The sequence below is a fragment of the Pseudomonas sp. HD57-3 genome, assembly GCF_056113135.1.
Genome location: NZ_CM148568.1, coordinates 2,558,835 through 2,585,620 on the forward strand (window position 1 = coordinate 2,558,835; position 26,786 = coordinate 2,585,620).

24 protein-coding genes are annotated in these 26,786 nt (G+C 62.6%); 6 read left to right on the top strand and 18 right to left on the bottom strand.

The features are described from left to right. Positions 1–94 precede the first annotated feature (94 nt). A complete protein-coding gene (locus AC0R79_RS11480; RefSeq protein ID WP_375746596.1) occupies positions 95–901 on the top strand; it encodes a class I SAM-dependent methyltransferase in 807 nt (268 codons plus the stop codon). Here the strand turns inward: AC0R79_RS11480 and AC0R79_RS11485 are convergent. The 18 genes from AC0R79_RS11485 to AC0R79_RS11570 form a co-directional block, all read right to left on the bottom strand. Beyond that, the gene (locus tag AC0R79_RS11485; protein ID WP_338009802.1) at positions 876–1,133 is read right to left on the bottom strand and encodes a hypothetical protein; all 258 of its coding nucleotides are present in this window, start codon (positions 1,131–1,133) and stop codon (positions 876–878) included. The genes AC0R79_RS11480 and AC0R79_RS11485 overlap by 26 nt on opposite strands. A 108-nt stretch (positions 1,134–1,241) precedes the next feature. Next, positions 1,242–1,934 (bottom strand): GNAT family N-acetyltransferase, encoded by a 693-nt coding sequence (locus AC0R79_RS11490; RefSeq protein ID WP_375746598.1) that lies wholly within the window; start codon positions 1,932–1,934, stop codon positions 1,242–1,244. 117 nt (positions 1,935–2,051) lie between these two features. After that, a complete protein-coding gene (locus tag AC0R79_RS11495; protein ID WP_474734454.1) occupies positions 2,052–2,840 on the bottom strand; it encodes a ChbG/HpnK family deacetylase in 789 nt (262 codons plus the stop codon). Continuing rightward, positions 2,812–3,999 carry a GNAT family N-acetyltransferase gene (locus AC0R79_RS11500; RefSeq protein ID WP_474734456.1) on the bottom strand — a complete coding sequence of 396 codons (1,188 nt, stop codon included), beginning with the start codon at positions 3,997–3,999 and terminating at the stop codon, positions 2,812–2,814. Before AC0R79_RS11500 ends, AC0R79_RS11495 begins: the two co-directional genes overlap by 29 nt. A gap of 4 nt (positions 4,000–4,003) precedes the next feature. Beyond that, positions 4,004–4,693 carry a GNAT family N-acetyltransferase gene (locus AC0R79_RS11505; protein WP_258713591.1) on the bottom strand — a complete coding sequence of 230 codons (690 nt, stop codon included), beginning with the start codon at positions 4,691–4,693 and terminating at the stop codon, positions 4,004–4,006. 68 nt (positions 4,694–4,761) lie between these two features. Then, a complete protein-coding gene (locus AC0R79_RS11510; RefSeq protein WP_474734457.1) occupies positions 4,762–6,684 on the bottom strand; it encodes a hypothetical protein in 1,923 nt (640 codons plus the stop codon). Further along, complete coding sequence (locus tag AC0R79_RS11515; protein WP_007956175.1) at positions 6,681–8,000, bottom strand: lipopolysaccharide biosynthesis protein; 1,320 nt, start codon at positions 7,998–8,000, stop codon at positions 6,681–6,683. The genes AC0R79_RS11510 and AC0R79_RS11515 overlap by 4 nt, the downstream gene beginning before the upstream one ends. Next, on the bottom strand, positions 7,997–8,998 hold the full coding sequence (locus AC0R79_RS11520) for a polysaccharide deacetylase family protein (RefSeq protein WP_127797563.1): 1,002 nt from the start codon (positions 8,996–8,998) through the stop codon (positions 7,997–7,999). The genes AC0R79_RS11515 and AC0R79_RS11520 overlap by 4 nt, the downstream gene beginning before the upstream one ends. A 13-nt stretch (positions 8,999–9,011) precedes the next feature. Continuing rightward, a complete protein-coding gene (locus tag AC0R79_RS11525) occupies positions 9,012–10,148 on the bottom strand; it encodes a glycosyltransferase (RefSeq protein WP_474734459.1) in 1,137 nt (378 codons plus the stop codon). Further along, positions 10,141–11,109 carry a glycosyltransferase gene (locus AC0R79_RS11530; RefSeq protein WP_474734461.1) on the bottom strand — a complete coding sequence of 323 codons (969 nt, stop codon included), beginning with the start codon at positions 11,107–11,109 and terminating at the stop codon, positions 10,141–10,143. The genes AC0R79_RS11525 and AC0R79_RS11530 overlap by 8 nt, the downstream gene beginning before the upstream one ends. Then, the gene (locus AC0R79_RS11535) at positions 11,106–12,476 is read right to left on the bottom strand and encodes an O-antigen ligase family protein (protein ID WP_474734462.1); all 1,371 of its coding nucleotides are present in this window, start codon (positions 12,474–12,476) and stop codon (positions 11,106–11,108) included. Before AC0R79_RS11535 ends, AC0R79_RS11530 begins: the two co-directional genes overlap by 4 nt. After that, a complete protein-coding gene (locus AC0R79_RS11540) occupies positions 12,473–13,525 on the bottom strand; it encodes a glycosyltransferase family 4 protein (protein ID WP_375748072.1) in 1,053 nt (350 codons plus the stop codon). The genes AC0R79_RS11535 and AC0R79_RS11540 overlap by 4 nt, the downstream gene beginning before the upstream one ends. 35 nt (positions 13,526–13,560) lie before the next feature. Beyond that, positions 13,561–15,153 (bottom strand): GumC family protein, encoded by a 1,593-nt coding sequence (locus AC0R79_RS11545; RefSeq protein WP_127797568.1) that lies wholly within the window; start codon positions 15,151–15,153, stop codon positions 13,561–13,563. 17 nt (positions 15,154–15,170) lie between these two features. Then, complete coding sequence (locus AC0R79_RS11550; RefSeq protein WP_474734463.1) at positions 15,171–16,196, bottom strand: polysaccharide biosynthesis/export family protein; 1,026 nt, start codon at positions 16,194–16,196, stop codon at positions 15,171–15,173. Between the two features lie 21 nt (positions 16,197–16,217). Continuing rightward, the gene (locus AC0R79_RS11555) at positions 16,218–16,865 is read right to left on the bottom strand and encodes a CpsD/CapB family tyrosine-protein kinase (protein WP_230737022.1); all 648 of its coding nucleotides are present in this window, start codon (positions 16,863–16,865) and stop codon (positions 16,218–16,220) included. After that, positions 16,865–17,611, bottom strand: a complete 747-nt coding sequence (locus AC0R79_RS11560; protein ID WP_007956191.1) for a sugar transferase — start codon at positions 17,609–17,611, stop codon at positions 16,865–16,867. The genes AC0R79_RS11555 and AC0R79_RS11560 overlap by 1 nt, the downstream gene beginning before the upstream one ends. Before the next feature lie 18 nt (positions 17,612–17,629). Then, the gene (locus AC0R79_RS11565; RefSeq protein WP_474734465.1) at positions 17,630–18,667 is read right to left on the bottom strand and encodes an NAD-dependent epimerase; all 1,038 of its coding nucleotides are present in this window, start codon (positions 18,665–18,667) and stop codon (positions 17,630–17,632) included. Then, positions 18,664–20,016, bottom strand: a complete 1,353-nt coding sequence (locus tag AC0R79_RS11570) for a UDP-glucose dehydrogenase family protein (protein ID WP_474734467.1) — start codon at positions 20,014–20,016, stop codon at positions 18,664–18,666. Before AC0R79_RS11570 ends, AC0R79_RS11565 begins: the two co-directional genes overlap by 4 nt. Before the next feature lie 391 nt (positions 20,017–20,407). Here AC0R79_RS11570 and AC0R79_RS11575 point away from each other — a divergent pair, with 391 nt between their 5' ends. The 5 genes from AC0R79_RS11575 (at position 20,408) to AC0R79_RS11595 (ending at position 26,786) form a co-directional block, all read left to right on the top strand. After that, positions 20,408–22,105 carry a sulfatase-like hydrolase/transferase gene (locus AC0R79_RS11575; RefSeq protein ID WP_474734468.1) on the top strand — a complete coding sequence of 566 codons (1,698 nt, stop codon included), beginning with the start codon at positions 20,408–20,410 and terminating at the stop codon, positions 22,103–22,105. A 173-nt stretch (positions 22,106–22,278) separates the two neighbouring features. After that, entirely contained in the window at positions 22,279–22,932 is a 654-nt protein-coding gene (locus AC0R79_RS11580; RefSeq protein ID WP_474734469.1) for an ABC transporter ATP-binding protein, read from the top strand. Then, entirely contained in the window at positions 22,929–25,400 is a 2,472-nt protein-coding gene (locus AC0R79_RS11585) for an FtsX-like permease family protein (protein WP_474734470.1), read from the top strand. The genes AC0R79_RS11580 and AC0R79_RS11585 overlap by 4 nt, the downstream gene beginning before the upstream one ends. Further along, on the top strand, positions 25,390–26,457 hold the full coding sequence (locus AC0R79_RS11590) for a lipocalin-like domain-containing protein (protein WP_127797574.1): 1,068 nt from the start codon (positions 25,390–25,392) through the stop codon (positions 26,455–26,457). Before AC0R79_RS11585 ends, AC0R79_RS11590 begins: the two co-directional genes overlap by 11 nt. A gap of 86 nt (positions 26,458–26,543) precedes the next feature. Beyond that, entirely contained in the window at positions 26,544–26,786 is a 243-nt protein-coding gene (locus AC0R79_RS11595; RefSeq protein WP_127797575.1) for a hypothetical protein, read from the top strand.

The window sequence follows — 26,786 nt, forward strand, 5'->3', positions numbered from 1 at the left end:
CAGGCGTTGTCGGCTTACAAGTTCGCAACAACCTGTTGCGCGAGGCTGAACTAGACTCGGGACGCTAAATCAAGAGCATCGCCCGGAGTGCGCCATGGAAGTGCCAAACAATAAAAATGCCGTCGAGAGCAATCGTCAGGCGTGGAACGATTCCGCCCGTCATCACCAGGATTCCCCCGACTGGCAGGCGTTGCTGACCGAAGTCACGCAGGCTGACTTTTCCTGCCTCGACGACACCCTTCGCGGCTTGCTCGAGCAGGTCGGTGTCGATGGCAAAGACGTCGTGCAGCTGTGTTGTAACAACGGCCGCGAAAGCCTGTCACTGTTCGCCCTCGGCGCACGGAGCGTGGTCGGTATCGATCAGTCGAACGCGTTTCTCGAACAGGCCCGGGAACTGAACAAGCGTTCGCCGCACAGTGCCGAGTTCATCGAAGCCGATATTCATCATTTGCCTGAATCGCTGCGCGCCCGTTTCGATGTCGCGCTGATCACCATCGGCGTCTTTGGCTGGATGCCCGACATCGGCGAGTTTTTTCGCCACGTCGCCTCGACCCTGAAACCGGGCGGACAACTGGTGATCTACGAAACCCACCCGTTCCTGGAAATGGTCGACCCCGAGGCCGAAGACCCGTTTCGCCTCGCCACCTCTTACTTTCGGGAAGAACCTTTCGTGCTGGAAAAACCGATCGTCTACGTCGGCAAGGTCGAACAGCCGGCGGCCAAGTCCTACTGGTTCGTGCACACCCTCGGCGCAATCTTCACCGCCGCCATCGAGGCCGGCCTGAACATCACGCACTTCAAGGAGCACCCGCACTCGAACCGGGAAGAAGTGTATGACCAGTACCAGAACCGCGAGGCGCAGATGCCGATGTGTTTTACGTGGGTGGGGGTGAAGCGCTGAGGCAGGTACAAGAGGGGGAGGCGAGAGGCGCTGTTACTTTTTCGGTGAGTCGGATACGGGCTTGCGTCACGTATCCGATTGCTCGAAACAACTCTTCATCGTCACCTTCTGCCAGTACCTGAGAGAGGTACTCACGGATGGTATTCAGATCAACCAGAAGTGCCGTCATTTCAAAATCGGATGTGTTTTGTTCCATCGGTTTGTCTCTGCGTTTCTGCATGAATGTATTCATTCACATGATTGCGATCACCCAGATGGAGCCGAAACTGAATGACGCTGATTCCTTTACGAGAGTAGGAAGATTCTGCGGCGCCGTCCCGGCCGCCGCAGGTTAAACCCCTCAAGCCTGCGCAGCCGCCGTCACCACCGGCCGTCCCGGTTTGCGCAGCGGGTCCAGGCGTGAGCCTTCGTAGCGGGTTTCGCGGAAGAAGCGCCATTTGCCGAACAGGCAATAGACGTGGGTGACGCGGCCCTGTTCGTGGTAGCCCATGCGGATGTGCAGTTTCAGCGCCGGGATGTTGTGGGTTTCGCAGACGTCAACCACCTTGTTGCAACCCTGGGCGGCCATGGCTTCCCAGAGGGCGACCTGGACGTCCACCGACAGGCTGCTGCCGAAGTAGGCGCGAATCATTTCACCGCCGAACTCGAAGAACTCGCCGGGTTTGACCGGGAAGGTGCAGCCGTAATAGTGGCGGTCGTGGTAGTCGCGAATGCTGCCCCAGATGAAACCGACCGCATGGCCGTCGGCGTCCAGGTACATGTGCCCGGTGTGGCCCTCGTTGGCCAGTTCGGCCATGGTTTCCACGCGGTCACCGAAGTGCTTGGCGAACGCGCCGGCGTTCTCGGCGGTGATGTCGACTTTGCGCAGGCCGTCGTAGGGGCGCAGCTTGTGCGGCGGTACCGGGCTGACTAGGTCGCGCTCCATCCACAACAGTTCCCAATGGAAGAACACGTAGCGTTTCCACAACGTGCCGAAGGTACGGCCCAGGCCTTTTTGCTTGATACGTTCGCGCAGCTTTTCAATGACGCTCATGATGCCCTCCGAGGCCGGAGCCCGGGTGTTGTGGATGACGCTGTTGTGGGTATAGATCAAGCCGGCAAATGCATGTCAAAGCGCCGGCTTTGAAAATATTGCAAGTTGTGTAACGGCTCAGATCGCTTCGGCACCCCGCAAAAAATCCTTGTTCAGATCGGCATAGGAAACCCGTGGGACGCCTGCAAGCCGCTGCTCTAGCACGCGGCTCAGGGACTCTCCGGGTTGCAGATAGGCGTCACCGAAATCCGCACCGAGCTGGTTCGGATGGGCGACGATTTCCAGCACGCCGTCGGTCGGCGCGCCAGCGTTGCGCAGGTCGACCGGCGTGCAGACGTAATCCGCCGTGGCCCCGGCCAGACCTTGCAACCGACGGTTGAGCAAACCCTTGAACACGCGTTTGGGCAGGCTGAGGTTTTGCCCCAGGTTGCGCGCCAGGCGCACGGGCACCCCTTGATGGGCAGCGAAGCGCGCGACGATCTCGCCGATCGGCCAGATGTTGTGCACGTGCTGATGCGAGTCGAGGTGGCTGGGACGCACGCCGTGATCGACGCAGCGTTGCCACTGCGCCTGCAATTCTTCCTGCACCGCCTCGCGATCTTCCCGGCCCAGCCACAGGCTGTGGCGAGGCAGGTTGAGGTCGAACACGCCGTGGCTGTCGCAGAAGGTGCGACGTTCGAGAATGGCCCGGCTCAAGGGCCGGCCGTAGGTCAGGTTGAAGTGCAGGCCGATCCGGCCTTCCAGCAACGGCAGCCGGGCCATGGCGCAGGCCGCTTCGAACGCCGGCATGTTGGCCATGGCGGTGGCGGAACTGATGACCCCGGCCTCGAACGCGCCGAGGATCACCGCGTTTTCGTTCGGGCTCAGGCCGAAATCGTCAGCGTTGACAATGACTTGGCGAGGCATGTTCGCCCTCCTTGGTGGGGTTGATCACAGGTGTCGCAATGACTGCCGCTTTGGCCGCCGCACGCTTCGCCCGCCATTGTTGCAACGAGGGCTTGAGCCGGTGCCAGACACGCAGCCCCAGCCCCAGCAACAGGCCGCTGGGGCGCCACGAGTAGAAGCTCCAGCGCCAGTGTTCCAGTTGCCCGGTCATGCGTTCGTGCAGTTGATGGCTGGAGTTTTCCAGGCTGACCCGCGAGGCATCGATCCAGCGCCAGTTATCGTCCAGCCCCCAGCGAATCCATTCCTCCAGCAACACCCGGCCGCTGCCCAGGTCGGCGTACTGCGGCAGGAAGGCGAGGTTGTAATCGTAGAGCCGGCCCTGCTCGAACAGGCCGAGTCGATAGCTGATGCAACGTCCGTCCAGCTCCAGCATCACCACGCGCACCCGGCCCGAAGCGGCGAGGGCGGTGAAGGCGTTTTCCATGCAACGGCGGCTGCGCTCGCTGGCAAAGATCCCGACGCCTTCGTCGCCTTTCCAGCTCACCGCTTCGACTTCGCTGATGGCCTGCAGCAACGGGCCCATGCTGGTCGCATCGGGAATGATCCGCCGGACTTCGGCACCGCACGCGGCAATCCGCTTGCGGGCTCGGCGCAGTTTGTAGCGGGGATCGCCCGAGACTTCCTGACGGTCGGTGTCGCTGATCAGGTGCACCGGCACCCGACAGCTCAAGCGACGTTCGCCGGTGGAGCTGTGGGCCATCCATTCGGTGAGCACGCTTTCGTCGCCGACCGGCTCGGCGATTTCGTTGAGTTGCAGCAGGGCGTGGGGCACTCGCTGGCGAATCAGCCGCAGGGCCTGACGCATGTCTTCGGCGTCCAGCAGTGATAGCAACGCGAGGCGATCGGCCAGCGGATAACCGAGGTGATGCGCCACCCGAAACGGCAAACCGAAAAACCGCTCACGGCTCGCCACCAGTGGCAGGCACAGGCGCAATTCGTCTGCTTCCCAACCCAGCAATACATGCAGCCGCTCGTGCGCGTCGAGCGCCTGCTCTGCCGCACACAGCCAGTCGAGGCTGTTGAACGGCGTGTGATCCGTCACCCGCAGGCGCAGCGCTTCATAGGCCGCCGCCGGGAAGTCAGGTGCGCACAACGAGGTGCGCCATTCGAATTGCGCCATAGGCTCAGGTCGCCGTTGCTGTGACAGGTGGACGGGAAGGTTTGCGCAGCGCATCCAGGCGCGAGCCGCTGTAGCGGGTTTCGCGGTAGAAGCGCCAGCGACCGAACAACTCATACACATTCATGATCCGGCCCTGTTCGGTATAGCCCATGCGCAGGTGCAGCTTGAGCGCCGGGATGTTGTGGAACTCACAGACGTCCACGACCTTGTCGCAGCCCTGGGCGGCCATGGCTTTCCACAGTTCCAGTTGCAGGTCCACCGACAACTCGGTGCCCCAGTACGAGCGGGTCAGCTCGCCGCCGAACTCGAAGAACTCGCCGGGTTTCACCGGGAACATGCAGCCGTAGTAGTGCCGGTCGAAGTAATCCCGGGCGCTGCCCCAGATGAAGGCCACCGCATGGCCCTGATCGTCGAGGTGCATGTGCCCGGTGTGATGTTCCCGGGCCAGCTCCGCCATGGTGCCGACGCGGTCACCGAAGTGGCGGGCGAAGGCGCTGACGTTGTCCGGGGTAATCTTCACCACCCGCAGCGGCGGATAGGGTTTGAGGCTGTGGGGTGGCACCGGACTGACCAGATCGCGCTCCATCCACAGCAGTTCCTGGTGAGAAAAAATGCAGTGCTTCCAGATCTTTTTCACGGTGGCAGTGAGTCCTTTCTGCCGTAGGTTTTCAGTCAGTTTGCGCAGCATGTTCATGGTCGTTGCTCCTGATGACGAGTCATCGCGCAGCCAAAGGCCAGCGCGGCCGGACATCAACAGGGCGGTCATGAGGCGCTCCAGCTCAGGGCAAACAAAGTCTGTCCCGGCAGCTCGAAGCGCACGCGACCGTCCTGACAGCGAAAAGGCGCGTCGCGGCTGCGGTTGTCGGCGCCGAAGTAGCGCAGCGCGCCGTTGTTCAGCGGGCATTTGGCGCCTGCCAGATCGACACGCTGCAAACGCGTGCCCTTGTTCACGCCGAGCAGCCCGCGTTGATCGTCGCCGGCCATCGCCAGCACATCGACTTCGAACGCATCGTTCTCCAGCCACAGCACGTTGTGCAGCCAGTGTTGCTGGATGAACTGCTGGGCCAGACCCACCGGTTTCAGTTCGAAGTGCTGTAAATCCGCGGAGACGCGAAACATGCCTTTGGGGTACTGCGGCTCATCGGCGGCCTGGAACCAGTTGAGCATGGTCAGCAAACCGTCCTGGGAGGCGTTGATCACCACCGAGGCCCACCACAGCGAGGTGAAATGGGTTTCCTGATCGTAGGGGCTCAGGCTCGAACCGCTGGACAGGTTGGTCTGGTCCAGCAGCAAGGCTTTGCGCGGCTGGCCCTTGGCGTCGAGGCCGACCAGATCGGCCGCGCGGCGCACGCTGTCGCGGTAGACCCGGGTGGCGAGCAGGTCGCGAATCATCCATTCGTGCCAGGCCAGCGCATCGACCTGATCGGCGGATTCGCTCAGCAGGCGCCGGGCCCAGTCGATGCCACGCTTGTTCGCCGCGTTGTCGGCGAACGGCCCGTTGACCAATCGCGAACTGGCCGGCATCGCGATGCGCACGCCGGCCTTGGCATTCGCCGGATCGCTGCGCACTTGCCGGGCCATGCTGGTGAAGATCGAACGGTATTGCTCGTAACTCGAATAATTCAGGTTGGGCTCGTCGGCGAAGCCGATGTAGTGCGTGCCTTTGCCGCCCAGCGCACGGGTGCCGGCGAGCCAGGCGTCGAGTCCGCTGTTGCTTTGCACGTCGGCGCGCAGATCGGCCTGGCGCTGACTGCCGGCGAGCAAGGTGATGTCCTGACGAATGCCGAAACGATCCTGATAGACCTGGCGAAACGCATCTTCGAAGTGCGGCTTTTTCGCCGTCACGTCGACGAAACTGTAGTAACTGGCGGCCGTCGGTTTCAGCGCATCGAGCACCGGATGGCTGGCGGGCGGCGGCATCACGTAGGGCAGGGCGATGCCCAGATCCGGGGTGCGGCCAAGGACTTTGTCGTGCAGGGTCAGGCGCGTCTGGCCGTCGTCTTCACGCAACGGTTTGAGCTGTTGCGGGGTTTGCGCGAACAGATTGGCCGTGCCGTCGAGCCAGAACGCCGCTTTGCCGCTGCCTTGCAGACGCAGGCGCCAGACCTGCTCGCGTTCGCTGACCGGCAACGCCACCTGATCGAACTGCCAATAGGCGCGATAGGGTTTCAGCGCCAATGTCAGGGGCTGCCCGTCACCGACCCGCTGCGCTTGCAGGGCGCTGACCCCGCCGTGGAACTTGCCCGCCAATATCGCGTGCTCACCGGCGGCGACCTTGAAATACAGTTCATCGCCGTTATGGGTTTCCGCACTGAAATGCACCTTGGCCGGGGCGAACAGGGCCACGGTGTTTTCGTCGTGTTCGACCCGGTAACTGCGGAAGCTGTAGCCGGGGATTTCCAGCTGATAACTCGCGGCCCCCGGCGCCAATGGCCAGCTCTGACTGCCACGGGTTTCACTGGCCTTGATGAAGCGCTCGCCCTGCAGTTGGCCCCGGCTGTCGAGCAGGAAAATGTGCTCTTCGTTGGCCTCCGCCTGCCACGCCGGCGCCCAGCGCACGGTCACCGTGTCGGGGCGATCGGCTTGCAGGTACAGGCTGCCGTCGCGAATGTCGCCCCAGCGCATCGACGCCGCGAAGGCGTCCAGCGACAGGCCGAGACCGAGCAGCAGGGCCAGGCCTTTCATGCGGATTTCCGTTGTAAAAAACGACGCTGCAACATCAGCCACATCGGCGTGAGGTCGCTGGGCAGAATGATCAGGGTTTGCCAGAACGCCACGCCGCTCAACCGGCAGTACAACACCAGCATCGCCACGGTCACCGCCAGATAGGCAATCGACGAAGCCGCCGCCGCGCCGACGATGCCGTAGGCCGGAATCAGCAGCAGGTTCAGCGCAAGATTGAGCAGCGCACCGATTCCCATCAGCAGCGACACCGTGCCGGGGCGATTCTTGCCGATCAGGTCCAGGCGCAGGATGCTCGCGTAACACAGGCCCAGCAGCCCCGGCAGCAACGCGAGCAGCGCCGGATATGCCGGTTGGTAGGCGACGCCGAACAGGGTGACGATCAGCCATTCGCCGATCACGGCCATGGTCAGGCAGGCGCCGAGCATCACCGTGGCGGTCAGGCGCAGGGCCAGCGGCGTGACCTTGTCCATGCCTTCGTCCTGTTGCAGCAGGCGTTTCATCAGCGGCGTGGTCACCGCTTCCGGGACGATCAGCAGCAACTCGGCGGCGGCGCTGGCCATCGCGTAATGCCCCAGGGCTGTGCTGCCGAGCAGGGCGCCGATGAACAGGTAATCGGAGCGCAGGATCACTTGCTGGAACAGCAAGTCCGGGTGGCTGCGCGCACTGAAGCGCAGCAGTTCGTTCTGGCTGGCGCGATCCCATTGCAGCTGCAACGGCTGCGCGCGTTTGAGCCACAACCAGCCGACCAGTACCACCAGACTGATGCCGGCCAACCAACTGATCAGCGCCGCTTCAAGGGCCGCTTCTTTCCACATCCAGAACAGCGCGAGAAACAGCAGCAGTGGCGCCAGAGATTCCACCAGTCGCAAGGCATTGAACGCGACCACGCCGCCGGACGCATTGTGCAAGGTCAGCAGACCGCTTTTGAGCACGGTCAACGGCACCGCCAGCAGCAACAGCCACGCCAGTAGCCCGAGTTGCATCGTCACGTCCAGTTCACTGCCGAACTCGCGCACCAGCGCCACAACCAACAAGGTCAGCAGACCCGCCAGCAGACAACCGAACACCAGCACCTGCGCGAGTAACAAACCCATCGGCCGTTGCTTGGCCGCTTGATAACCAACAGCAGAATTCAAGCCGCCGCTGGTGGCCGCGCTGATCAGATCGGGCAGGGTGCTGAGCAGGGCGAACAGCCCGCGCTCACTGGGCCCGAGAATTCGCGCCAGCAGCACATTCCTCAGCAGGCGCAGGGCGATCATCGCCAGTTTGGTGCCCATGCTCAGCGCCAGATGCTTGAGGTAACTGCTTCGACTCATGGCCGCGCCCCGCGATAGATCCGCCACGACAGCAGTTCCGGATTGCGCGCGGTGCGCTGGCTGACACCGAAGCGCGGCAGGTTCAGCGGATCGCCGATACCGCGATAGATGCCGCTGCCAGTGCCGAGGGCGAACGGGTAATCGTGATGGGCGATCTGTTCGCGCACCCGCTCATCGTTGTCGCCGTTGGGGTAGCAATACACCGGCAGCGGCCGGTTGCAGCCGTTGAGCATGGCATCGCGGCTGCGGCTGATTTCTTCGCCAAGGCGTACATCGTCAAGGCCGGTGAGGATCGCGTGACTGGCGCCGTGGGGGCCGAAACGCACCAGGCCGGAAGACTCCATCGCCCGCACCTGATGCCAGTCCAGTGCCTGAGGCTGCGACTCTTGCGGGCATTCGTCGGTCAGGCGTTCGAGCATCATCGGGTCGAGCGCTTTAAGCCCTTGCAGGTAATGCAACAGGGTCAGACTGCGCCGGTCCACGTCGATGTCATCCAGCAGCACCGGCACGGGATGATGGATCGACTGCAAATATTCGATCAGGTGCATGCGCGGTTTTTCGCCGTGGCTGCCCCACAGGGTTTCGCCGATGCTTTCCCACCAGAAACGCTGACGGCTGCCGATGAAATCGGTGGAGAGAAAAATGCTCGCCGGCACCTGATGTTTCTGCAGCAACGGGAAGGCGTTGGCGGCGTTGTCGCGCCAGCCGTCGTCGAAGGTCAGCGCCACTCGCGGGCGCTCGGTGCGCAAGGCGTTGGGCTGGAGGATTTCCATCAGTGGCACGCAATCGAAATGCTTGCGCAGCCACACCAGCAAGTGCTCGAAGGCCTTGGGCCCGACGCACAGTTCGTTGCGGTGCGGCAGGTCGGCGGCGCGGTCGTTGGACAGCACCCGGTGCAACATCAGGATCACGCCGGCGCCGTGTAACTGGTTTCTTCCCACGGACGAGTTGAGATAGAGCCAGCCGCTGGTGCGTTTAATCAGTTGTTTGATCGCCATGGCTCTGTCCCTTTCAACGGTTTTGGTCAGGGTTCCACTGGGCGTAACGCTGGCCGCGCAGGAACTGCCACAGGCCGATGCTCATGCCCGCCAGTGTCACCAGCAGGAATGCCGCAAGGCGGAACGGTTTGGGTAAGCGGTGTTGCGAATCCAGCAGGCCGGCAATCGCGATGGCGTAGCCGACCAGTTGCGCGATCAGGCTCAGGCGATAGAAACCGTGCTCTTCCCACAGCCAGAAATTGCTCAGCAGCAGCGGCAGCAACAGGATTGGCGCCAGGCGGCGGATCAGCTTGTGGCTGATCAACGCAATCGAATACAGGCCATGCTTGAACGGATTGAGCAGTTCACTGCGTTGCGCCAGGCTTTGCAGGCCGCCGACGGTGACCCGCTGGCGACGGCGGAATTGCTTGTCCGCTTCGTCCACGCCGTGGTCGATCACTTGCGCTTCGGGCACGTAGACGATGCGTTTGAATTTCACTGGCGCGCAGGTGCTGATGAAGAAATCGTCGTTGACCTCGGCCGGCACATTCTCGAACAGTTCGCGGCGCAGGGCGAGCAGGGCGCCGTCGGCGGAAACCATGCAACCTGTGCGATTCTCGACCCGACGCAACCAGCCTTCGTAGTGCCGATAAAGGCTGTCGCCGATGCTCAAGCCGCCACCGGTGACCGGGATCACCATGTGCCCGGCGCAGGCGCCGACCTGCGGATCGCTCAGGGGCGCCAGCAGGTAGCCGAGGGTTTCCCGCGACCATTGGTTGTCAGCGTCGGTGAACACCAGAATGTCGCCCGTCGCCAGCGCCGCGCCGGCATTCAGCGTGGCGGCCTTGCCCTGGCGGGGCAGGTCGAGCACGGTGATTCGCGGGTCGACAACCTTGTGCGCGCAGGCCACGGTGTCGTCGGTGGAACCGTCACTGGCCAGAATGATTTGCAGGGTAGCCGGCTGATAATCCTGGGACAGCAACGAGCGCAGCTTGTGTTCGATATGCCGCGCCTCGTTGTGGGCGGCGATGACGATGCTGATGTTCAGCGGCGGTGCCGGGCTGTGGCGCCACGCCGGGAACAGCGGCGCCAGCAGCGTCAGCAGCAGTGGATAGCCGACATAGGCGTACGCCGGCAGCAGCAGGCACATCCAGAAAATGAATTCAGCCACGGGCAGGCCTCCTGGCGTTCCAATGACACAGACTAAGAATGAACGCGGCGCCCGCCAGGTGCAGGCGCACCCAGTGCAGGCCCCACAGTTGCAGGGTCAGGCAGACGTTTTGATGCTTGGCGCTCTGACGCACGCTGAGCACCAGCCCCGGCACCAGCGTCAACATCACCATGATCGCGGCGTGATGGGGAAAACCGTCGAGCAGCGCGGATATCGCCAGGAAATCGAGAATCCAGACGAAGATCGACAACATTGGAAATCGCAGCAGCCGCAGGCTGAAACCGTGGCTGCGCAGCAATTGCAGATGACTGCCCTGGCGCCACAGTTCCTTGCCCATCCACTCGCGCCAGTTCATTTCGTAGCCCCAGTGCAGGGCCACGCTTTCATTGATCGAGAGCAGCCGCGCGCCGTGTTCTCTCAGGCGCAAGGTGAACTCCTTGTCCTCGCCGGTGCGCAGGGTTTCGTTGAAACCGCCGACCTTGTCGAACCAGCGCTTGCGCATCAACAGGTTGGCACTGGGCAGCCAGTCGACGACATGGCTGGTTTGGGTGGTCGGGCGTAATGTGCGGCGTTGCCACGCGGTGGCGTACCACGGCGCGGCGGCGGGGGTGTGCAGGTCCAGCCCAAACACATCGGCCTGGCCTTCGGCTTCGAGGGCGAACAGTTGCGTGAGCCAGTCTTCGGGCATTTCGATGTCGGCGTCGATGAACGCCAGCCATTCCCCGGTGGCGATTGCCGTGCCGCGATTGCGCAGCGCGCCGATCAGCAGGCCGGGCATCACCAGCACCTGGGCGCCGAACTGCCGGGCGATCTGCGGACCTTCGTCACTCGAACCGTTGTCGACCACGATCAGCTCACATTCGACATCCGCCGCATGCGCCGCTTTTTGCGCGGCCAGCAGGGTGCGGCCAATGTGCCGGGCCTCGTTGTACATCGGGATGACGATACTGATCCGGCTCATGCTTTGGCCTCCGTCATCGGTGCCTGCTCGGCTTTGAGGCGCAGGACGCTGGTCAGCGCGAGCATGATCCACAGGTATTTCTGGTTCGGCGCGCTGAGGAACATCAGAAACAGCGTCAGCGACAGAAAGCTCACCCCGAGGTGGGTCATCAGATCCGCCTGCTGCCAGTTGCGGCGCAGCATCCATTCCTTGCGTGCCCGCGCCAGGTTGTACAGGCCCAGCCCGAGCATGCCGACGAACATCAAACCGGCGGGAACCCCCAGTTCGCTGAAGATTTCCAGGTAGGTGTTGTGCGCCCGACGGTACAGGTCGCCGATCTTGCGGTTGGCGGAAAACGCCTTGGCATAACCGGTGGTGGCGTAGTGCAGCGGGAAGGTGCCGGGGCCGGAACCGAGCAGCGGGTTCTCGCGGATCATCTGGCTGCCGACCACGATGTACGAGGCGCGGCGGCCGAGGGATTCGTCATTGTGCCCCTTGGCGCCGGCGCTCAATACGCTGAGGGACTGGATACGGGCGATGTAACCGGCAGGCATCGCGTAGATCGCCAGTGGAATCACGATTGCTGCTCCGAGCATGGCGAAGCCGAGGTGACGCGGACGAATCCGTGCCAGTTGCGCACGGTAGTGCCACCAACCGATCACCAGACTCAAGGCCAGCACCACCAGCCCGGAGCGCGATTCGGTCTTGGTCATGCCGCCGAGCAACAGCAGGCAGCAACCACCCCAGAACAGCCGATGCAAGAGGTTCGGGCTGCGGATCACCAGCAGCAGCCCCAGCGGTATGGCGAAGGCGATCAGCAGGGCGAAGGCATTGGGGTCTTCGAGCAGGCCGGCGGCGCGGCCCTGATCCTGGAATTTGGTGGAGAACATGGCCATGGCGCAGGTCGTGCTGACAGCCAGGGTCACCAGTCGGGCGAACAGGTCGAGGTTCAGCTCGCGGCCGATCAGCAGGGTGATGACAAACAGAATCAGGCCGACGCTGATTTCCCGCAGGTGACCGAGCGACATGCCCATGTCATCGGTGTTCAGCAGGCTCAGAAAGTACAGGGTCATGAAGGCGATCAGAAAGCGCCAGATATTGCTGCGCAGTCGATCCGAGGGAATCTGGTGCATCGCCAGTTGCAGCATCAGGATCACCGCCAGCGAAGCGCCGATCAGCTTGCTGCCTGACAGTGAACTGTCCTTGAAGAAGCCCTCGAACGGCACCAGCGTGGCAATGCCGAGCAGGCCCCAGGTCGGTTTGCGGTACAACACCGCGAACCCCACCAGACCGAGCACTGCGCCCGGTGCGAGGTAGGGCCAGGGGCTGGCCAAAAGAGCGATGCAGGCCAGGCCCAGCAGACTGACGATCGAGAGCGGGAAAATCATGCGCGTGCCTCCCGTGCCGTGCGGATGTACAGCTGCGACCAGCGTTCGGCCAGGGCCTTGAGGTCGTAGCGGTCCTGTTGCGTGCGTTTTGCGTTGTCGCGCAGTTGCCGCGCCAGTCCCGGCTCTGACAGCAACGTGTCGAGCTGGCGGGCGAGGGCGGCGCTGTCGGTCGGGGCAGCGAGCAAGCCGTTGTGGCGGTGCTCCAGCACATCGGGAATTCCGCCGACACCGAATGCCACCACCGGCACCCCGGCCTGCATCGCTTCCAAAAGAATCATCGGCGTGCCTTCGGTGCGCGAGCTGATCACCAGCGCATCGAGTTGCTGCCACCAGTGCCGCATGTCGGTCTGATAACCCGGCAAGCGGATGCGCTGCTGCAAACCGGCAGCGTCGATTCGCGCCTGCAAGTCTTCGCGTTCCGGGCCGTCGCCGAGCATTACCGCGTCGAGTTGCGGGTGCTGGTGACACAGCGGGATCAGCGCGTCGAGAAACAGATCCGGACCTTTCTCACTGCTCAGACGCCCGACGTAGCCGGCGAGCCAGCGTTGTCTTGGCGCATCGGAAAGCAGGGCAGCGGCTGCCGGCAATCCATTGGGGATCACCTGCAACTTCTCCGCACGCACGCTGGCCTGACGATGCAACACCGCAATGCTCTCGGCGACGCACACCACTCGATCCACCGACGCCGTGCGGCACAGTTGCAGGCTCAGCCAGGTGTAGAACTTCTGCTTGCGGCTGCGCGGGGTAAAGCCGTGTTGAGTGATCACCAGCGGCAGGCGCAACAGCGTGGCGCCGACCCAGCCGAACAACAGGCCTTTGAAATTGTGGGTGTTGATCAACGGCCGTTCACCGCGCCGCTGACGCAAGTGCCGCAGCAGGGCAGCGAGCCCTGCGCAGCCTTGTGCATCGACGCCGGCCTCGCGAAAGCGCGCGATCAGTTCCGGTGGCGCGTCGAGGAACAGCACCTGGTGCTGCCCCGGCGTCGCCAGGCAATGATCGAGCAACATCCGCTCGGCCCCGTAGAACCCGCCACTGCTGAGCAAATGCATGATCGGCAGCGCGGCGTTCTGGGTGGAGGGCGTGTTCAATTGCGCACCCAGTGCAGGAAGCTCGGTACGGTCCAGTTCTTGTGCGGATTGCTCGGCAGCGCGTTCTGGTCGTTGATCACCAGCAGCACCGGCAGGCCCAGCTCGTGGCTGATTTGCGCCGGGTGTTTGAAGCGGTGATCGAAGAACTCACGCACATAGACCAGGGCAATCGCCAGCAACAGACCGGTGAACAGCCCGAACGGAATGATCAGCATCGGTTTGGGGAACGCCGCTTCGGTCGGTTCGAACGGCGGGCTCAAGACCCGGGCGTTGGACAAGTCGTCGTTCAGCGAGCGGGTGGTGCTGCTTTCGGCAAAACGCTGGGCGTAGGTCGAGAACGCGGCGTGCATGGCGTCGATCTCGGTGTCCATCTGCCGCAGCTTGCTCTGGGTTTGCTGCAGCTCGTGGATGCGGTTCTTGAACTCGGCGATGCGCGCAGTTTTCTGATCGATCACCTGTTTCACCACGGCCAGGTCGTTGGTGCGTTCCTGGATGCGGTTGCTGACCACTTTGAGGAACTGCTGGCGGGTGCGGGCGATCTGCTCGCGGGTCAGCAGCATCGGCTCGCTGCCGGGCTGGAACACCGCCAGATCGTTCATGTAGCGGCTGACCTGAGTGGTCAGTTGCTCGCCGAGCTGTTTGATTTCCCGGTCCTCGAACGCCACGTTGTCCACGGTGGTGGTGAAGGTGTAGGGGAAGGTGTAGTCATTGAGTTTGTTGTTGCTGGCGGCGGCCAGGCTGGTTTTCAGGTACTCCAGCCAGCGTTGGCTTTGCAGCAGACGATCCTGGTACAGGTTCAGCGCCTGCTCTTCGGTGTTGATCGCGTTCAGGCGGAAGGTGATTTCTTCCTTCGGATCCGACGAGCCGACACTTTCCAGCAGTGCCTGACGGTTGCCTTCCAGGCCATCGAGGCGCACCTGATAAAGCTGCTTCTTGGACTCGTAGAACGACTGCGGGAGGTCGATCGATTGCAGCGCCTGACGGCTCACCAGATAGTTCTGCAACAGGGCGGCGACGAAAGTCGTGCCTTGATGCGGATCGGGGAAGCTGTAGACGATCGAGATCACGTTGGAGCCGGGCAGGGTCTCGATTTTCAGGCTGTCGATGGCTTGCTGGGTCAGTGCATCGAGCGCGGTGTCGCGTACCGGATCGGTCTCAAGCCCCAAAGCGTTGCGCACGGGGTTGATCACGTACTGGCGCAGCGGCGAGCTGATGTAGCGTTTGAACGGCTCGCTCACCAGCTTGTTGAACATCCCGGGCGACGGGGTGTATTCGCCCTTGTCGCGCAACTCGCTGATGGTCTGACGGATCAGCGCCGGCGAACGCAGGATGTTGCTCTCGGTTTCCATGTCCGCCAGCGATGGCGGGATGAAGGTGGCGTTGTCCACTGTCAGCGACGTGGTGGCGTCGCCCTGCGACAGTTTTTTCGACTGCACGATCACCTGAGCGGTGATATCGAAGCTCTGTTTGAGCAGCAGCGGCAGCACCAGCGCGATCACTGCAAAGACCAGGAAGACCCGTTTCACCAATTGCTTGTTGGCGAAGAAGATCCTGAAGAACTCATGCAGGTAGTTTTCCTTTGGATTCATGGTCGGTCACCTGAGAGTCAGTTGTTGTTGCTGTCTTTGTTGTCGACGCGGTAGCCGAAGCTGAAGCCCACGCCCTGGAACAGCACCACGTCGGCCAGTTGCCGGGCGAGTTCGCCGGCGCTGGCCAGTTTGGTTTTCGGCACGTACAGCATGTCGTCCGGTTGCAGGTAGGCGATTTGCGGCGCCTCGCCCGACAACGCTTTCTCGACGTCGTAACGCACGGCCTGCACCTGATTGCCGTTGCGCCGCATGATCACCACCGAATCGAGCCGCGCCTTGACGTTGGTGCCGCGTGCCAGGGTCAGTGCCTCAAGCACCGACACCGGCCGGCGGATCGGGTAGGAACCCGGCTGACCGACTTCGCCCAGCACGTAGATCTCGTTACCGGCGGTGGACTTGAGCAGCACGTCCACGGTCATCCTTCCTGGCAGTTGCGCGTACTTCTTGTTGAGGAACGCTTCGAGCTGGTTGACGGTCATGCCTTGCAGCGGCACGGCGCCGATTTCCGGGAAGCTCGCGTAGCCGTCGGTGCCGACGGTGATCTCGCGGCTCATGCCGGTGGCCGGGTGGTTGAGGGCGTTTTTCAGGTTCTGCTCGTTGGTCAGCGGGCTGATGATCTGCACCGTCAACTGATTGCGGTTGGGCTGGAACAGCTGTTTGCGCTGGTAGGCGCGCTGGATTTCCTGGCGCGCTTCTTCACTGGTGAGCCCGGCGATTTTCACCGAGGTGTTGGCGCCCGGCAGTTCGATGGTGCCGTCCGGCAGCACCAACTGGTTGCCGTTGAGCTGGCTGGCGGCGGTGAAGTTCAGGCCGATCTGGTCACCCGACTGCACGCGGTAGGCGTCCGAGCCGCTGGTGCTGATGTGGAAGATCACGTCCAGCACATCCTGCGGGCGCAGGGTCTGCTCGATCTTCGGCATGTCGGTGGCCTGGGCGTTGGCCGGGGTGGCGGTGAGAATGTTCACCGGCATGTTCTGGGTTTCGGAGGTGCTCGAGCAGCCTGCAAGCGGCAGCATCAGCAGCACAAGAATCCTGGCGTTCATGGCGTCATCCTTTGCGGTTGCTTACAGGTTTTTGTAGAGCCATTTGGGCATGTAGTACTTGCGCCGGTTGAACACGCTGCCGACCACTTTCGCCCCGGCCTGGGTCAACCGCTGCACCGCCGCTTGCGCGACTTCCCAACGGGTGTCTTCGGCGCGTACCACGAACACCACGCCGTCGACCTGAGTACTGATGACCAGCGTGTCGGCGGCCGAATACACCGCGTCGCCGTCGATCACCACAAAGCGGTACTGAGCGCCCAGTTGATCGAGCAGCGGGCTCAGGCGCTCGGCGGTCAGGTGTTCCATGGTGCGGATCGGCCGGCCATTGGGCAGCACATGAAACGGCAGGCTCGACACCTGCACCACGCAGTCCTGCAGCAGCGGCGGGTTGTCCGGGTTGAACAGCAGGTCGCGCAGGCCGCGCTCCTTGCTCAGGTTCAGTTGCTGGGTCAGGTTGCTCGCCGACTGGCTGGCGTCGACGTACAGCACCTGGCCGCTGCTCATCTGCGCCAGTTGACTGGCCAGCGCCAGGGCGCTGGTGGTGGTGCCGGCGCCGGGGTTGGCGGCGGTCAGGAACAGGATCCGCAGATCCAGGTCCAGCACGGTCGAGGTCAGGTTCGACTCGCTGGGGCTGGCAATGCTCAGGCTTTTGTTGGTTGAACCGTCCATTAGCTTGCTCCGTGGCCGCTGAATACTTTGAAGGGGGTTTTCAACAGAATCTTCAGATCAAGCAAAAGGCTCTGCTCGGCGATATAGCTGAGGTCCAACTCAACGCGCTGGTCGAAGTCGATATTGCTGCGTCCGGAGATCTGCCACAGGCCGGTCATGCCGGGGTAGATCGCCAGACGGGCGAGGTGACTGTCCTTGTAGCGGTAGGCGTTGAACGAGGTCGGGCGAGGGCCGACCAGGCGCATGTCGCCGGTCACTACGTTGATCAGATTGGGCAGCTCGTCGAGGCTGGTGCGCCGCAGGAAGCCGCCGATCCCGGTGATGCGCGGGTCCTGGTCGATCTTGAAGTCGATGGCGTCGGCACCGTGCTTGTTCAGGTGGCGCAGCGACTCCTTGAGCTCTTCGGCGTTGGCGACCATGGTCCGGAACTTGTACATGCCGAACTTGCGCCCGCGATAACCGGTGCGCTTTTGCACGAACATCACCGGGCCTTTGCTGGTGAACTTGATGGCCAGCGCCAGACCGATCAGCAGCGGCGAAATCATCAGCAGAATCATCAGTGCGCCGAGACAGGCGACTACCCGATTGGTGCGCGACAGTTGCCACGGCCGGCCACCTTCGCGGCCGGTCATCCAGCCCTGACCCTGGCGATGGATCGCCGCGTCGAGGCGCATTCGCTGTTCCGGATCCATGCGTTTGTCACGCACCAATTGTTGGATCGGTACACCTTTCTCATGTCCAGTCATGGAGTCCTCCGCTGATGGTCAGCCGCGTGCGGCGCGTGGGCGATAGGCAGTGGGGTAGTAATCGCGGAACCAGGCGATGAACCGCCCCAGTCCCTCATCCAGCTCGATCCGGGGCTGGAACCCGGTGGCCTGGGCCAGGTCGCTGGCCTCGGCGCAGGTGTTGAGTACGTCGCCCGGCTGCAGCGGCAGCAACTCGACCACGGCTTTCTGGCTGAGGTGTTTTTCCAGCAGGGCGAGGTAGGTTTTCAGCGCCACCGGGTGCTGGCCGCCGATGTTGAACAGGCGCCACGGGGCCATGCTGCTGGCCGGGTCGGGTTGCTCGCGGTTCCACTCGGGATTGGCCCGGGGCGCCCGCTCGATCAGGCGTGCGATGCTTTCGATGATGTCGTCGATGTAGGTGAAATCGCGCTGATGCTCGCCGTAGTTGAACAGCTTCAACGGCGAACCTTCGCTGATCGCCTTGGCGAACTGGATCGGCGACATGTCCGGCCGGCCCCACGGCCCGTAGACCGTGAAAAACCGCAGCCCGGTGCAAGGAATACCGAACAGGTGGCTGTAGCTGTGGGCCATCAATTCATTGGCTTTCTTGGTCGCGGCGTACAGCGACAGCGGGTGATTGACGCCGTCCTGTACCGAGTACGGCGTGCGCTGGTTGGCGCCGTACACCGAACTGGACGAGGCGTAGATCAGGTGCTCGACCGGGTGCCGGCGGCAGCACTCCAGGATGTTGAGGAAACCGTCGAGGTTGCTGTCCAGATAGGCCCGTGGATTCTCCAGCGAATAACGCACCCCGGCCTGCGCTGCGAGGTGCACCACGACTTGCGGCCGTTCGCGGACGAACAGCGCTTCCAGCGCCGACGCATCCGCCAGATCAATCGTGGCGAGCTGGAAATCCCCGACCTGCTCGCGCACCCAGTCCACCCGATCGTGTTTGAGCTGCGGATCGTAGTAGCCGTTGAAGTTGTCCAGGCCGATCACCTGATGCCCGTCGCGCACCAGCCGCAGCACGCCATGAGCACCAATGAACCCGGCCGCACCGGTGACGAGGATTTTCATGGCCGCAATCCGTCAGGCGCGATGTGGCGCAGACCGATGCCGCTGTAGTGCAGGCCGGCGGCCGCCACTTGTTCCGGGTTGTAGAGGTTGCGTCCGTCGATGATGACTTTCGAGCGCAGCTTGCTGGCCAGCAGCTCGAAATCCACCACGCGGAAATTCTTCCACTCGGTGCAGATCACCAGAGCGTCGGCGTCTTCCAGGGTGTCGTCGCGAGTGGCGCACAGGTGCAGGTCATTACGGTAACCGTAAATGCGCCGGCACTCGGACATGGCTTCCGGATCGTAGGCCTGCACGCTGGCGCCTTCGGCCCACAGCGCCTCCATCAGATAACGGCTGGGGGCTTCGCGCATGTCATCGGTGTTCGGCTTGAACGCCAGGCCCCAGATCGCGATCGACTTGCCGGCCAGGCCTTGTGGGAATTGCGCTCTGAGTTTGCTGAACAGGATGTGCCGCTGCGCATCGTTGACGTCAGTGACGCTGCGCAGCAGTTTCAGCGGCATGCCGTTGTGTTCGGCGGTGTGCAGCAGGGCGCGCAGGTCCTTGGGAAAGCACGAGCCACCGAAGCCGCAGCCCGGGTAGATGAAGTGATAGCCGATGCGCGGGTCGGAACCGATGCCCTTGCGCACCGCTTCGATGTCGGCGCCGAGCAGTTCGGTGAGGTTGGCCAGCTCGTTCATGAAGCTGATGCGGGTGGCGAGCATCGCGTTGGCCGCGTACTTGGTCAGCTCGGCGCTGCGGTTGTCCATGAACATCAGTTTTTCGTGGTTGCGGCAGAACGGCGCGTACAGCTCGCTCATCTGCGCCCGTGCCTCATCGTCCTGGGTGCCGACGATGATCCGGTCCGGCCGCATGCAGTCGGCGAGGGCGCTGCCTTCCTTGAGAAATTCGGGGTTGGACACCACCCGCACCGCCAGCGCGCTTTTGCCGCGCCGTTGCAGTTCTTCTTCAGCGGTGTGCAGCACCTGATCCGCCGTGCCGACCGGCACCGTGGATTTGATGATCAGCGTGCGATCGTCGTCCATGAAACTGGCGATCTGCCGCGCCACGTTGAGTACATGGCTGAGGTCGGCGGAGCCGTCTTCGTCGGCCGGTGTGCCCACGGCGATGAAGATCAGTGCGGCATGTTCCACCGCATCGCTGGCCTGGGTGCTGAACAGCAAACGCCCGGCCTTGATGTTTTCTTCCAAAGTTGCCGAAAGACCCGGTTCGCTAATAGGCGGTACTGCCTGTTGCAGTTGTTTAATCTTGTTCGGGTCAATATCGACGCACAATACGCGATGTCCGACATCGGCAAGTGCGGCTGCTTGTATCAGGCCAACATAGCCCGTACCAAATACGCTCACGTCCATATTGGCGTGCCTCGTAAGACGGTGATGGAAGATCGAAATGGAACTGTCAAAAGGGGTATAGCGCAGCGTGGGGAAAGCGTGTCAGCAAAATGACATGTTGCAAGGGTATAACACCCCCATTTTTGGGGGCGAAAGGCCATCAAGTGCTTGCTGTAGATGGATTTGTCCCGTTCTTGACGGGTTTTTCACATTCCGAAGAAAACGATAAACGGTCGTAGGCCGCGAAATTCAAGGGTTTTAACGACTTGGGTGTGTCAGATTTGAGTCAACAGTTTTTTGACGCTTTTGCATTATGTCCGACATTTCTTGCGCTTTGATGGCCCGGTGCTAGTGTCAGATTTTGACCGACAAATGATTGACCATGTCTCGTCGGACGCGCCCCGGAATTGCCATGTTTCGATACCTGAAAGAACTGCTTTTAATTATTTATCTGCTGCTTTATTTCGAATATTACCTTGACCGCTTAAATGCGATGGGTATGGGGTTGGCAGTACTTCTTTTTGGCGCGATGTTTTTGACGCTGACTTTCGCATTATTACTAACAGCCTATATACGTCAGACTTTCATTCGGCATTTGTTCGCATTAACCCTGTTTGTTTCGGCGGTGTTCTTCGATGTTTATACGAGGGTGACCGCCGATTACCTGACCTACAGCAGTTTCGTCTCGCTGGTGTACTCCGGCGGCTTCATCCAGGAGGCGGCGTATCAGTACCGGGGGGCGATTATCCACGGGCTGCTCAACGGGTTGTTGCTGTTGTTCGGGATCGGTCTCAAGCCCCGGCACGCGATCCCGGTGCCCAATGCCTTGCGGATCGCTGCGCCGTTGTGCGGTGTATTGCTGCTCAGCGCCGTGTTGTTCGTGCGGGCCGGCGAGGGCGCGCGCGGGTTGCCGATCATGTACACGCCGCTGGCCTATCTGAACCTGTTCGGCTACGAAGCGCTGCACAACACCGTCGGCCCGCGTGAGCCGGTGACCCTGGCGCGCAATGGTCCTGCGGTCGGCCACGACATCGTGCTGATCATCGACGAGAGCATTTCCGGCAATTACCTGGACATCAACGCGCCGTTCGGTGTGCACAGCAACCTCAAGCAGGCCCGTCCGGGCGTCGAGATCTTCAATTACGGCTACGCGGCGTCCATCGCCAATTGCAGCGCCGACACCAACATCACCCTGCGCTACGGCGGCACCCGCGCCGACTACATGCGGATCAACAGCACGCTGCCGTCGATCTGGCAGTACGCCAAGAAGGCCGGCATGCGCACGGTCTACATCGACGCTCAGCGCACCGGCGGCAACCTGCAGAACCTGATGAACGATGCCGAGAAAAAGGACATCGACGAATTCGTGCAATTCGACCAGACCAGCGTGCGCGACCGCGACATGGCCGCCGCCGCCAAGCTGATCGAACTGCTCAACGACGACAAACCGGAGCTGGTGCTGATCAACAAGGTCGGCGCGCATTTTCCGGTGCACGACAAATACCCGGACGCCTTCATGGCCTACCGCCCGACCTTGCCGCGCGGGCAGTTCACGGAAGTCGCCGACACCGGCGAACGCACCGGTTTCAACGGCCAGCCGGATGACTGGATGCTGTATCGCAATGCCTACAAGAACACCGTGCTATGGAACGTCGGCGAGTTCTTCTCGCGGGTGTTTGCCCAGGCCAATCTGAACAACGCGCTGCTGATCTACACCTCGGATCACGGCCAGGATTTGCACGAGCGCGGTAATCCGGGACTCAACACCCACTGCGGCGGCGACCCGGTGGAGGAAGAAGGGCTGGTGCCGCTGGTGGTGATTCAGGGCGATCAGTTGCAGACACTCGACTGGTCGGCGCAACTGGCGGCGAACAAGGATCGCTCCAGTCACTACAACATCTTCCCGACCCTCTTGCAGTTGATGGGCTACGACCTGCCGGGAATCGAAGCGGTGTACGGCAAACCGCTGAGCGTGGCGACGGCGGACGAATTCACCTTCAACTACCGCTTCAACGCACGGCTGGGGGCCAAACCCGAGTGGAAGCACATCGACCTGAACAGCATCGTGACGCCGGGTGAGGCGCCGACGAGTGTGGCGGTGGGGCAGTGATTTATTGGTTGTCTTGGCTGGCCTCATCGCGAGCAAGCTCGCTCCCACATTTGGAATGCAGTTCCCTGTGGGAGCGAGCTTGCTCGCGATGAGGGCGGATCAAACACAGTAGAGTTCAGATCCATTCCTTGTATCCGCTATCCTTGGCCGACACGGATCGATCGGATGGCGGCATGCTCCAGGTTCAAAACGTCTTCAAAAGCTACCTCACCCCGCAAGGCCCGTTGCCGGTGCTGCAAGGCATCGACCTGACGCTCAAGCCCGGCAGCAGCCTGGCGCTGATGGGCGAGTCGGGCAGCGGCAAGAGCACGCTGCTGCACCTGATCGCCGGGCTCGACAAAGTCGACAGCGGCAGCATCAGCAGCGGCGAACATCGGCTGGACCGGATGAACGAGGCGCAACTGGCCAACTGGCGGCGCACCGAAATCGGTCTGGTGTTCCAGCAGTACAACCTGATTGGCAGCCTGCGCATCGAAGACAATCTGGCGTTTCAGGCGCGGCTGGCCGGGCGGCATGATCCGCGCTGGCAGCGTCATCTGGTGCAGCGTCTGGGGCTGGGCGAATTACTCAAGCGCTATCCCGAACAACTCTCCGGCGGCCAGCAACAGCGGGTTGCGCTCGGCCGGGCGCTGGCGGCGCAACCGAAACTGCTGCTGGCCGACGAGCCCACCGGCAGCCTCGACGAAGCCACCAGCGACGAAGTGCTGCGACTGTTGCTGGAATTGCTCGACGACACGCCGACCACCTTGCTGATGGTCACCCACAGTCAGCGCGTGGCGGCGCGGCTGGCGGAGCGCGTGGTGCTGTCCAGCGGTCGGTTGACGTGAAGGTTTTCCGCCCCGCGCTGATGGCGCTGCTCAGTCACTGGCGGCGCCATCCGGTGCAGTTTTTCAGCGTGCTGACCGGGTTGTGGCTGGCCACCAGTCTGTTGACCGGAGTCGAAGCGCTCAACAGTCAGGCGCGGGACAGTTACGCCCGGGCCAGCCAGTTGATCGGCGGCGAACCTCAGGCCAGCCTCAGCACGCCGAACGGCGCGACGTTCCCGCAACAATGGTTCGTTGACCTGCGGCGTCTGGGCTGGCCGGCGTCGCCGGTGCTGCAAGGGCGCTTGACGCTCAAGGACCACGAAAACCAGCGTCTGCAATTGATGGGCATCGAGCCTTTGTCTTTGCCCGGCGACAGTGCAGTGGCCGGGCAGGCGATGCCGATCGAGCGGATTGTCGAATTCTTCAGCCCACCGGGCAGCACCTGGATTTCTCCCGAAACCTTGCGGGCGCTGAACCTCGCCGAGGGCGCGACCCCGGCCACCGAAACCGGTCAGACGCTGCCGCCGCTGCGCGCGCAAACCGACATGGCCCCCGGCGTGCTGCTGGTGGATATTGGCGTTGCTCAGCGCGTGCTCGAGCAACCCGATCAACTGTCGCGCCTGCTGTTGCCGAAGGATTTTCACGCCGACGTCCCGGCCGCGTTCAAAGGCCAGTTGCAGCTCAAGAGCAGTGGCGAGGAAAACAACCTTGCGCGACTGACCGAGAGCTTCCACCTCAACCTCGATGCCCTCGGTTTTCTCTCGTTCATCGTCGGCTTGTTCATTGTTCACGCGGCTATCGGTCTGGCGCTGGAGCAGCGCCGGGGATTGCTGCGCACCTTGAGGGCCTGCGGGGTCAGCGCGCGAATGCTGATCACTTGCCTGATCGTTGAGCTTGGCGCGTTGGCGTTGATCGGCGGATTGTTCGGCGTGGTCAGCGGTTACTGGCTGGCGAGCGTGCTGTTACCGGACGTCGCGGCCAGCCTGCGCGGTCTGTACGGCGCAGAAGTGGCGGGGCAGTTGCGCCTGAGTCCGTGGTGGTGGTTCAGCGGTATCGGCTTGAGCCTGCTCGGCGCGTTGCTGGCCGGGGCCAACAGTCTGCTGCGGGCGGCGCGTCTGCCGTTGCTGGCGGTGGCGGATCCACAGGCTTGGCATCAGCAACATGCGCGCTGGTTGCGGCGTCAGGGTTGGGTCGCGGGTATCTGTGCAGTGATTGCCTTGGCCGCGCTGGTATGGGGCAACAGCCTGGCCAGCGGTTTTGTGTTGATGGCGGGGCTTCTGCTCGGCGCCGCACTGGCGTTGCCGGTGTTGCTCAGCGCGCTGCTCAACGGTTTGCTCGGTCGCAGCCGCTCGGTGCTCGGGCAATGGTTTCTCGCCGATTGCCGCCAGCAATTGCCGGCGCTGAGCCTGGCGTTGATGGCGTTGCTGCTGGCGATGGCGGCGAACATCGGTGCCGGCAGCATGACCGCCGGTTTCCGCCAGACCTTCAACGACTGGCTCGAACAACGGCTCACCGCCGAGCTCTATCTGAACCCGAGCAACCCGGCGCAGGCGCGAGAGCTGTACACCTGGCTCAAACAGCAACCGAGCGTCACCGCGATCATGCCCAACTGGCAGGTTTCGGTGACGCTGCAAGGCTGGCCGGCGGACGTATTCGGGATCATTGATCATCCGCACTATCGCCAGCACTGGCCGTTGCTCGAATCTCGAGGAGACGACTCGTGGGCGGCGCTGGCCAAGGACGATGCAGTGATGCTCAGCGAACAACTGGCGCGTCGCTTGAAAGTGACGCCGGGCGATCACCTGACGATCCCCACGCCGGGCGGGTCATGGTCGCCGCGCATCGTCGGGATCTACGCCGATTACGGCAATCCCAAGGGTCATGTGCTGGTCAACAGCAATCACCTGTTGCGCGGCTGGCCGCAGCTGACGCCGAACCGCTTCAACCTGCGCATCGACCCGCCGAACATCCCGGCGTTGCTCACGGCCTTGCAGGCACGTTTCCAGCTCGATGACAGCCGGATCGTCGATCAGGCGCGGCTCAAGGGCTGGTCGGTGCAAGTCTTCGAACGCACCTTCGCCGCGACTGCCGCGCTGAATAGCCTGACGCTTGCCGTTGCCGGCGTGGCGCTGTTCATCAGCCTGCTGACCCAGAGCCAGAGCCGTCTCGGCCAGCTCGCACCGTTGTGGGCCCTGGGCGTGACGCGACTGCAATTGATGCTGCTCAACCTCGGGCAAACGTGGCTGTTGGCGCTGCTGACGCTGGTGCTGGCCTTGCCGTTGGGCATCGGCCTGGCGTGGTGTCTGGACGCGGTGATCAACGTTCAGGCCTTCGGCTGGCGTCTGCCGCTGCGGGTGTTTCCATTGCAGTTGCTGCAACTGATGGGGCTGGCGCTGCTGGCGACGTTGCTGGCCTCGGCGTGGCCGCTGTATTCGCTGTACCGCACGCAACCGGCGGACCTGCTGAGGACGTTTGCCCATGAGGACTAGGTTTGCGCTGGTGTTTCTGGCGTTGTTGTTGAGTGGTTGCGACAACCCCACAGCGGAGCAGAAGGGTTTCGCCGGGATGGGCGCTCAGGCACAGGCCTTCACGCCGGTGGTGCCGGGGCGGGTATTCAGTTTTCCGGCGGATCACGGCGCCCATGACGGTTTTCGCATTGAATGGTGGTACGTGACGGCCAATCTCAAGGATGCCCAGGGCAACGATTTCGGTGTGCAGTGGACGTTGTTTCGCAGCGCTCTGAACGCCTCGCCGCAGCAGCCGGGCTGGGCCAACCAGACGATCTGGCTCGGGCATGCGGCAGTGACCTCGGCCAGCGTCCACCACGCCGCCGAGCGTTACGCCCGTGGCGGCGTCGGGCAGGCCGGGGTGCGTGCGGCGCCGTTCGAGGCGTGGATCGATGACTGGCGCTTCATCAGTCAGGCGAGCGATCCGCTGGCCGACCTGCAACTCAGCGCCCGGGACAAGAACTTCAGCTATCAATTGCGCCTGACCTCCAGCCGCCCGCTGGTGCTGCAGGGCGACAAGGGTTTCAGCCAGAAATCCGAACAGGGCCAGGCGTCGTATTACTACAGCCAACCGTTTTTCCAGGCCAGCGGCACCCTGCAGATCGACGGCCAGACCTACACCGTCAACGGCCCGGCGTGGCTTGATCGCGAATGGAGCAGTCAACCGCTGACCGCCAACCAGACGGGCTGGGACTGGTTCTCCCTGCATCTGGACAGCGGCGAACACGTCATGCTGTACCGCATGCGCCAGAAGGAAGGGGCGCCATATCTCACCGGCACGTGGATTGCCGCCGATGGCCAGACCGAAACCCTGCACGCCGACCAGATCAAGCTGACCCCGCAGGACACTGCTAAGGTCGCCGGCCGTTCGATGCCGGTGCGCTGGTCGATCGGCATTCCGGAAAAAAACCTGCAGATCACCCTCGATGCAATCAACCCCGACGCCTGGATGAACCTGCGCATTCCGTATTGGGAAGGGCCGGTGCGCCTGAGCGGCAATCGGAGCGGGCAGGGTTATCTGGAGATGACCGGGTATTGATTCCGCGCGCCGTGCCGCGAAGGAATCGATTGGAACTCTGTCCGGGATGCCACCTCTACCGAGGAACATGGCCGAGGATCCGATCCATGAGCGAGGAGCTGAAATCTCCAGACCTGACGACCTGGCAGCAGATGTTTGACGATCAGACGTACTGGCAACAATCCCCGGATGCCCATTACTTCGATCTGCAGCGCATTGCTGACGATTTGCTTGGTCAAGGTGCAATCGATCTTGAGCAGTGGCAGATCCTTAGAGCCAAAGCCGATGACCTGCACAAGGACTCACCTGCTGTGAACGTCACGCGGGAACTCGATGACCCGGAAGCCTGA